This window comes from Microcystis sp. M109S1 (genome assembly GCF_020247025.1).
Classification (GTDB): domain Bacteria; phylum Cyanobacteriota; class Cyanobacteriia; order Cyanobacteriales; family Microcystaceae; genus Microcystis.
This window is the reverse complement of sequence record NZ_JADBRW010000278.1, coordinates 22,668-30,072: the sequence shown is the minus strand read 5'-3', so window position 1 is coordinate 30,072 and position 7,405 is coordinate 22,668. Positions and strand designations below refer to the sequence as shown.

At 43.6% G+C, this 7,405-nt stretch carries 6 protein-coding genes and 1 pseudogene; 3 read left to right on the top strand and 4 right to left on the bottom strand.

What is annotated here, in order from left to right:
* Positions 1–182: pseudogene (locus tag IM322_RS13885) on the bottom strand (helix-turn-helix domain-containing protein); the annotation flags it as partial.
* Between the two features lie 92 nt (positions 183–274).
* Between IM322_RS13885 and rlmB the strand changes: the two are divergent.
* The gene (gene rlmB / locus IM322_RS13880) at positions 275–1,141 is read left to right on the top strand and encodes a 23S rRNA (guanosine(2251)-2'-O)-methyltransferase RlmB (protein ID WP_061432833.1); all 867 of its coding nucleotides are present in this window, start codon (positions 275–277) and stop codon (positions 1,139–1,141) included.
* Positions 1,142–1,253: 112 nt separating this feature from the next.
* Complete coding sequence (locus IM322_RS13875) at positions 1,254–1,550, top strand: DUF1816 domain-containing protein (RefSeq protein WP_287674912.1); 297 nt, start codon at positions 1,254–1,256, stop codon at positions 1,548–1,550.
* 318 nt (positions 1,551–1,868) lie between these two features.
* Here IM322_RS13875 and IM322_RS13870 read toward each other — a convergent pair whose 3' ends face one another.
* Positions 1,869–3,302 (bottom strand): bifunctional orotidine-5'-phosphate decarboxylase/orotate phosphoribosyltransferase, encoded by a 1,434-nt coding sequence (locus IM322_RS13870; RefSeq protein ID WP_287674910.1) that lies wholly within the window; start codon positions 3,300–3,302, stop codon positions 1,869–1,871.
* Between the two features lie 12 nt (positions 3,303–3,314).
* Positions 3,315–4,319, bottom strand: a complete 1,005-nt coding sequence (locus IM322_RS13865; protein WP_287674909.1) for a CHAD domain-containing protein — start codon at positions 4,317–4,319, stop codon at positions 3,315–3,317.
* 118 nt (positions 4,320–4,437) lie between these two features.
* Between IM322_RS13865 and IM322_RS13860 the strand changes: the two genes are divergently transcribed.
* Positions 4,438–5,967: a glycine betaine ABC transporter substrate-binding protein gene (locus tag IM322_RS13860; RefSeq protein ID WP_287674907.1), complete on the top strand. Its 1,530-nt coding sequence runs from the start codon at positions 4,438–4,440 to the stop codon at positions 5,965–5,967.
* Here IM322_RS13860 and cysS read toward each other — a convergent pair.
* Positions 5,950–7,392: a cysteine--tRNA ligase gene (gene cysS, locus IM322_RS13855; protein WP_287674905.1), complete on the bottom strand. Its 1,443-nt coding sequence runs from the start codon at positions 7,390–7,392 to the stop codon at positions 5,950–5,952. The genes IM322_RS13860 and cysS overlap by 18 nt on opposite strands.
* Positions 7,393–7,405: the final 13 nt, after the last annotated feature.

Genomic DNA, 7,405 nt, shown 5'->3' with positions numbered 1-7,405 from the left:
CAATCGGTTAGCATTGAAGAAGTTTGAGCATATCCTACTCTTTCTTGTCTTTCGTACCATGCTTGTGTTCGTTCGTGGAGAGCTTTGTTGTAAACCAATCTTACACAGCCCAAAGTGCGCCGCAATAGCGACTCTTGTTCTGGTGTGGGGTAAAATCATCGGTAAGAATAGGCTTTCTCCATATCTTAACATTCTGGCATATATCGTGTAAATGCGCTAATATTTAACAGTAAAGCCGTCGTAGAACGACGGGGTTTCAGACCCAAAATTTTCGATGAGCGATCGACCATTTCGTGGCAAGTCCGATAATAGTAATTTTCGCCGGCCTTCGCGGCCGAAAACCGGGCCAATTCTGGCTAAATCCCCGGCAGTAACTCCAGAAAACCAAGAAGCTGATGATCTGCTCTACGGTCGCCGGGTGGTTTTAACGGCCATGGAGGAGGAGCGCCAACTGAATCGGATTTGGGTGGTCAATCGACTCCGTTACGATCCCCGTTATCATACCCTCTTAGAAAAAGCCAAAGCCAACGGCACGGTAATTGATGAGGTGGATGATCTGCGTCTCGATCAGATTACCAATAAGGCCAATCATCAGGGGATTGCCGCCCAGATGTCTCCCTATGAGTATATAGAATTAGCCGATCTGATCGAGAAAGCTAAGGGCAAAAGTCGTCACCCCGTCATCGTCATCGCTGAAGGTATTACGGATCCCCATAACCTTGGGGCAATTATTCGCACCGCCGAAGCCATGGGTTGTCAGGGGGTAGTTATTCCCCAACGTCGCGCCGCTGGGGTGACATCGACGGTGATGAAAGTGGCGGCGGGGGCCTTGGAATATTTACCTGTGGCCAGGGTGGTCAATCTCAATCGTGCTTTAGAGGAATTAAAAGCGGCGGGTTTTTGGCTCTACGGCACGGCGGCAAAAAGTGGTAAATCCTTACACACAATTAATTTAACGGGTGCGATCGGATTGGTGCTAGGTTCGGAGGGAGAGGGTTTGAGTCTGTTGACCCAAAAGTCCTGCGATGAGTTGGTATCTATCCCCTTGGCAGGCAAAACCCCCAGTCTCAATGCTTCGGTGGCGGCGGCTATGGCTCTTTATGAGGTTTACCGTCAACGCTGGCAAAATTCCCCCGACTGAAAATCTGTATTTTTCGACACTCCCAATAGCCAAAAGGAGAAAGTATAAATAAAATAGGAAGGAAGTTTGCGAAATGTAAACGAACGTGACAAAACCACCAGAGTAGATTTAGATGGGGAACGAAATGAAAGAATTTTTGATTAGCTTACTGGAAATGTTCGGATTAGCCTACTGGGTCGAGATTAAAACCGACTATCCCAGATGTACTTATTATTTCGGTCCTTTTCTCGCTAAAGACGAGGCTGAAGTCGCTCAAGCTGGTTACGAAGAAGATTTGAAAACAGAAGGAGCGCAGGGGATTAAATTGCATATAAAGCGTTGTAAACCCGAAGATTTAACTATTTTTGAGGAAAAAGAAGAAATCAAGCTCCTGAATACCCTAAAGGTCTTAGGCAGTCAAGCTTCTTAACAACTTTCAGTGATCAGTAATCAGTAATCAGTGATCAGTAAACAGTGATCAGTAAACAGGGCTCTTCTGGTTTCTGTGTGGAAACGAGGTCTATACTGATACTTTCTTCCGCAAAATAGCCCTAAAAGTCCTGCCCGATAAGCATTTCACGATTCTATAAGCAAAAATTATCACACAAAGTCGAGAAGAGCCTAAACAGTAATCAGTAAACAGTAATCAGTGAAAAGACAGCAGAAAACTGCCATTTAATAATGCACACTTAATACCGATAACTGGTAACTGATAACCGATAACTGATTCAAGGCTGATAGCCAAATATCAATGGGAGCGATTTAAAAAACAGCTATATTGTGCTTCTGTCAGCCTTCCCGCTTCGTAGAGAGTATCGGTAATTTCTGCTAGGGTTAAAACCGAATAAGCTTGATAACCATGGCTACGAAGTTTCTCTTTGACAAGTCCACCATGATCGATAAAAACCACGATATCATTAACTAATAATCCCGCCGATTTAATCTTTGCTGCCCCCTCGATCGCACTTTTGCCAGAAATTAAAATATCGTCCACCACTACCACGGTTTCCCCCACTTGAAAATTACCTTCAATTAATCTTCTTGTGCCGTGAGCTTTTACTTCTTTGCGGGGGAAAATCATCGGATGATTTAATAATAAAGATAAACCGGTAGCTGTGGGTAAAGAACCGTAGGGGATACCAGCAATGCGGTCAAATGTCAAGGTTTTTAATATTTCTCCATAGGCTTCAATTACCTGCTGAAAAATATTAGGATTAGAGATAATTTTTCTCAGATCAATATAATAGGAAAAAGTTTCTCCCGATGCTTGCACATAATCGCCAAACATCAAGCAACCAATATCAAATAATTGTAGAATTAAATCCTGATGAGGATGTTGTTTTAAAAGACAAACGTTAGCAGTCCAAATATCATCTTTGCTCGATTCTTGCCTTTGATTTTGTTTAATTCTGTTGACTTCCTCTCGTAAATCCTTGACTTTTGCCCCCAAATCGGGTTGAGATAAAAAGTCTTGGGGGACAGGAATTAATAAACCCTCGCCATGACTATTTAAACCCACAGTAATTAACTCGGAGAATTTGCTTTTGTCTTCCCAAATACTGCGTAATAAAATCAATCTTTCGGGGGCAAAATTGCGAATCTTTTTCAAAATCTCCGGTTGAGTGGTTCCCACTTCTAAAAACACTTGTTCGGGAGTTCCCCAAGTACAAGCTTCTTTGACAACTTGCAGATAAAAAGGATTGTCGCGACTGGGGAATTCTTGCAGATTAATCGCGCCTTGATTGGAAGTATGACAGAGGATAAAAGCGCCATGCTCGGGGTAAACTAAAAAAGGAGCAACGTGATCCTGTCCGGAGTAGGGATTGAGAGTAACCGCGTCCACCTGCCAAGTTTTAAAGATAGTCTCGGCTAAAATACTGCTAGTATTAATATCGCCGTATTTAGCATCCAAAATTACAGGGATATGATCGGGAATTGCCGTTAAAATTCGCTGTAATAATTCTAACCCGGCTGCTCCCAAAGCTTGATAAAAGCCTAAAGTTGGTTTGTAGGCACAGACAAAAGGGGCAGTTTCATCGATAATAAACTTGAGCCACTGTTCTAAATTAACGATTAATTCTCCCGGGGTGGAGGGCATCATTTCGGGGTTAGCATCTAAACCGAGGACAAGTAGAGTCTGGTTTTGACTAATGGCGTGGTTTAACTTTTGAAAAAAATTCATCGGTTCCTAATCTCAGGATTCTGGATTAGCTTCTAATTCTACACTGTTTTGCCAAAAAATAGGCTGTAAAATTGTCTGGTGCAGACTTTTTCTTGTGTCAGCGTCAAGGAATTTCTTTTGTAGCGGTTGCCATTCTTGCCATTTTTGGTGACGGATATTTCGGAAAATTTCTAGTAAGGTGGGCATTTCCTTGGCAAGACAATTGGGGAAAATTTGGCTAAGAAAATCCGAGAGAACACAACAATCCTGCATTTCTCCGAGAATACTTTGAAGGTTTTTAATATCTTCTAGATACTCTTGATACTTGTCGCCATAAAACTGAGTGAATAACTCCATATTATAGCGGGAACGCTTGGCTTCTTTACGGAGATCGTGCAGTAATAATCCTTCTTTTTCCAATAAGTCATCAATTTCTTGACTAGAAAACTCTCTTACTTTTTGATTTTCCTCTAAATTTACCCCAACTAACCAGCCTTCGTGCAGTAAAAATCGACTCGCTTGCGGTAATAATAAGTCCGGTAAAACCGTGGCAATATCTAATTTTCCAATCGGTTGATAGGTAGGATTATCCAACCAACTGGCAAAATCTGCCTTAAAATTGAGAAATTTATCGGACTTTAAGAGCTTTTCTACCTTAGCAAAAGCCTTCTCCCTTCGGTGTTCGAGAACTTGTAAAACTTTCTTCAGTAAATCCTGTTCTTTCGGGGGTAAAATTGGCTGATAATGACCGACAAAAGCCTCTTTTAACACATCTAAATCCCGCAATTCTCCTAAAATTCTGCCCAGATTACCCACCCGTTTTTGATCGGCAGATTTCGGCATGGTTAAAGCGGGGGCAAAACCGGTTAAGGTACTGCGAAGACGGCGCATTCCCACACGAATTTGATGTAATTCTTCCGTATCCTGATCGAGTAAAACCCCAGCTTCGTGTTTAAGAACTTTATGAAAATGTTTATCAATACCGATATAGGCCCAATCGGCAACAGTTTTAGCCCGAGAATTAAATTTGTTAGTCATTTGTCTTTAGGGAGGAAATAATGTCAAGATGATGATAGAATCTTTAAATCAAGACTGGAACTAATAGATACTATTTATTCTATACAATAGGATGAAGCGGCAGCTTTAAGAGAAGTTTATGGATAGTTTTTGGCTAGATTATGCGGGGGAAATCGCTTTTCGCACCGGAGAACATCTTTTCTTGACGGGAATAGCCATGGCTATGGGTAGCTTAATCGGGATTCCTCTAGGTATTTTAATTAGTCGTCAAGCTATTCTCGCTCAACCAATTATAGCGATCGTTAACACCCTACAGACTATCCCCAGTTTAGCCCTATTTGGCTTTTTAATTTCTGTGCCTTTTTTGGGAGGAATCGGCAAAATCCCCGCTATTGTTGCCCTAACTCTCTATACTTTACTGCCAATTGTTTTAAATACCTATCTGGGCATCACAAAAGTTGATCCCGAATTAAAATTAGCCGGGTTATCCCTAGGTATGACCGACGGGCAAATCCTCCGCTACATCGAATTACCCTTGGCCAGGGCGATGATTTTAGGAGGAGTGAGAATTGCGACGGTGATTGCTATCGGTGTGGCCACGATCGCAGCTGCCATCGGTGGCGGTGGTTTGGGAGTGTTTATTTTTCGCGGTATTGCCACGGTCAACAATCAGTTAATTTTGGCGGGGGCAATTCCTGCCGCTTTTTTAGCCCTTGTGGCCGATTGGAGTCTCGGTTGGCTAGAAAAGACCTTTTCCCCTTCGCAACGCCCGCAAAAGCCCTCTAAATGGCAATGGGGATTAGGTTTAATCGGGTTAGCCTTGCTATCTTTCCTGTTGACTCAAATTTTCCATTCATCCCCCGGCACAGTGGTGATCGGTTCCAAAAATTTTACCGAACAGGTGATTTTAGGGGAAATTTTGGCACAGGAGATCGAAAAAGAGACGAATTTACGGGTCGAACGTCAATTTAATCTCGGTGGTACTCTGATCTGTCATGAAGCGGTGAAAGCGGGTAAAATCGACGGTTATGTGGAGTATTCTGGCACGGCTTTCACGGGAATTTTGCGAGAAAAACCCCTGAACGATGCCCGATTAGTCTCTGAAAAGCTGCAAGAGATTTATCCAGAAAAATTTAATCTAGAAGTGTTTCCCAGTTTAGGATTTGAGAATAATTTCGCCATTGTTATCCGGGGAGAAACCGCCAGTCAATACAATCTTAAAACTCTCTCGCAAGCGGCTAAATATACTCCCAATTGGCAAGCGGGTTTTGGTTATGAATTTTTGGAAAGGGAAGACGGTTACAAGGGATTAGCGAAGACCTATGGCCTAACTTTTGCCCAACCCCCGAAAGTGATGGATTTAGGGTTAATGTACCGCGCTTTAGCGGAAAAACAAGTGGATTTAGTGGCGGGAAATTCCACCGATGGCTTAATTCCCGTGCTAGATTTAGTCATCCTAGAAGATGATCGACGCTATTTTCCTCCCTACGAAGCGGTACCGATTTTTAACCGGGATAGTTTGCGAAAATATCCGCAATTGCGACAGGTTTTAGCCAAACTCACCGGCAAAATTACCTCCACAGCTATGCAGAAATTAAACTATCAGGTGGATGGCAGCAATCGCAGGGTGGAGGAAGTGGTCAAAGAATTTCTAGTCTCCCTCTCTTAACCATTTAGTCACTCCCCCGGGTTGATCGATTAAACTAATGCCTTGGGCTTTTAATTGTGCGCGAATGCGATCGCTTTCGGCGTAATTTTTCGCTTTTTTTGCCTCTGTCCGTTGTTGGATCAGATTTTCGATTTCCGCTGCACTAATTCCCTCAGAAACCGGGGTTTCTCCTTGGTCGGCGGCAATTTCTAGGCCCAAAACCCTAGACAATTTCACCAAAGTATGCCATTTTACCGCTAATTGGGCCAGATTGCTGTCTGTCTTACCCGCATGGGTTAAATTATTACCCTCCTTGCGTAATTCCTTAGCGATTTCAAATAACACCGCTAAACCACCGGCAAAGTTAAAATCGTGATTTACCGCCTCTTGAAAGCGATTTTCTAGCTCTTGGTCAGTAATTCCAGGATCATCTTGCTGAAGATGCTTATAACCAAAGGATAAACCCTCTTGTAAAGTATGCCAGCCATTAGTGGCCGCCTGTAATCCCTCATCGGAAAAATCAATCGGTTTGCGGTATTGGGCTCCTAAAATTAATAATCTCACGGCTAAGGGGTCATATTTTGCCAATAACTCGCGAATAGTGATGAAATTACCGAGGGATTTCGACATTTTTTCCCCTGCCACCTTGACCATGCCATTATGTAACCAATAGTGGGCCAGAGGTTTACCCGTAGCCGCTTCACTTTGGGCGATTTCGTTTTCGTGGTGGGGAAAAATTAGATCACTTCCCCCCACATGAATATCGATAGTTTCTCCCAATTGTTCTTTGACCATGGCCGAACATTCAATATGCCACCCCGGACGACCTTGACCCCAGGGAGAATCCCAACTAGGTTCCCCCGGTTTTGCACCCTTCCAGAGGGCAAAATCAAAGGGGTCTTGTTTCTTAATTGCTTCCGGGTCGTCGGTTTCTACCCGGCCGCTGGCCCCCGCTTGCAAATCATCCAGTTTTCGCCCTGATAGTTTGCCATAATCGGAAAAACGACGGACGGAATAGTAAACATCGCCATCGCTGGGGTAAGCATAGCCTTTTTGTTCTAATTCATAGACTAGGCGCTTGATACCGTCGAGGCTATGAGTGGCCCGGGGATAAGCGTCCGCCGGTCTGACTCCTAATTTTGCCATATCTTCAAAGTAGGCCTGGATAAATCTCTCGGCCACGGCTGCCATGGTGGTATGTTCATTTTTAGCCCGATTGAGAATTTTATCGTCAATATCGGTGAAATTCTGAATATAGCGCACTTTATAACCGAGATACTCCAAATAACGCCGCACCACATCCCAAACCACACAGGTACGCGCATGACCCAAGTGGCAATAATCATAGACGGTAATGCCGCAGCAATACATGGAGACAATGCCGGGGATGAGGGGGGTAAAGGGTTCTTCGCGACGACTGAGGGTGTTGTAGAGGATTAAGGTCATGGATGGGGAAATT